This is a genomic window from Micromonospora sp. ATA51 (assembly GCF_016802855.1).
Taxonomy (GTDB): domain Bacteria; phylum Actinomycetota; class Actinomycetes; order Mycobacteriales; family Micromonosporaceae; genus Micromonospora; species Micromonospora sicca.
The window spans coordinates 1-1291 of sequence record NZ_JAEVHJ010000667.1 but is presented as its reverse complement, the minus strand read 5'-3'; the positions used below and the strand labels follow the sequence as shown (position 1 = coordinate 1291).

At 69.6% G+C, this 1291-nt stretch carries 1 protein-coding gene and 1 pseudogene; both read right to left on the bottom strand.

Features of this window, described 5'->3' with window-relative positions:
- On the bottom strand, positions 1–1010 hold a 1010-nt coding region (locus tag JNW87_RS38820; RefSeq protein WP_238455484.1), incomplete at its 3' end, for an IS3 family transposase.
- Positions 1007–1291 (bottom strand): annotated as a pseudogene (locus JNW87_RS38815) (hypothetical protein); the annotation flags it as partial. The pseudogene JNW87_RS38815 and the gene JNW87_RS38820, both read right to left, overlap by 4 nt.

Sequence of the window (1291 nt, the reverse complement as noted above, 5' to 3'; positions counted from 1 at the left end):
GTTGACTGAGTCGGCTCGTCGTCGGGCTTGTTGATCCACGCGGCCTCGGGTAGGGCGGGTGGTTGTGGGATGCCGCGGACGAATCGTTCGGGGTTGCGGGTGTAGGCGGTGGTCAGGACGTCGGTACGGGCGTCGCGGACTCGTTGGGCGTGGCCGTGGTGGACGTCGTGTGGGGTGTGCCAGCCGATGCCGGAGTGTCGGTGGATCGTGTTGTACCAGGTGAAGAAGGCACGGCAGTGCGCTCGGGCGTGCTGGATGCTGCCGAAGCGGTCGGGGAAGTCGGGCCGGTATTTCAGGGTCTTGAACTGGGCCTCGGAGAACGGGTTGTCGTTGCTGACCCTGGGCCGGGAGTGGGATTTGGTCACGCCGAGGTCGGCCATCATCTGCGCGACGGTCTTGGACGCCATGGAGGTGCCACGGTCGGCGTGGATGGTCAACTGCTCCTGGGGGATGCCCTGCTTGGTGATCGCGTCGGACAGCAGCCGTTCGGCCAGGGCGGCGTCTTCGCGTTCGGCGAGCAGCCACGCGACGGTGTAGCGGCTGTAGATGTCGATCACGCTGTAGAGGTGGTAGAAGTCCCGTTTGGCCGGGCCGCGCAGCTTCGTGATGTCCCACGACCACACGCGATTGGGGGCGTCGGCGATCAGCTCGGGCTTGACCTTCGGCGGGTGCACCGCGTGGCGGCGGCGCTCCCTGACTTCGCCGTGGGTGCGCAGGATCCGGTACATGCTCGACACCGACGCCACGTACACGCCCTCGTCGAGCAGGGTGTGGTAGACGGCCGCGGGGGCCATGTCGGCGAAGTCGGGGCTGTTGAGTAGCGCCCGGACGCTGTCACGCTCGGCCAAGGTCAGGGCGCGTGGCTGCGGCCTGAGTTCGCGCGCCGGCCGTGGTGGCAGGGGTGTCTGGCGGTGGCGGCGGTAGTGGTTGGCCTGCGGCCGGCCGGTGGCCCGGCACGCCGCCCGGACCCCGATCAGCGGCGTCAGCTCGGTGATCGCAGCGTCGATCATGGTGTCGGCTCGCTCCCGCTGTGCTGGCTGTCGGTCGCGAGTTGCCCCAACAGCGCGGAGAGTTTTCCCTGGACCTCGATCACCGTGCGGGCCTTGTCCAACTCGGCGCGCAGGCGCTCGTTGTCGGCCCGCAACCGGGCTGCCTCCCGCACCGCGGGGTCGGTCTTCGGTCGCCCGGCCGGCTTGGCCAGGGCCTCGCGGGCGCCGGCGTCACGCTGGTGCTTCCACGCCGCGAGCAGCGACGTGTACAGGCCTTCCCGACGAAGCAGGGCACCCTTGCC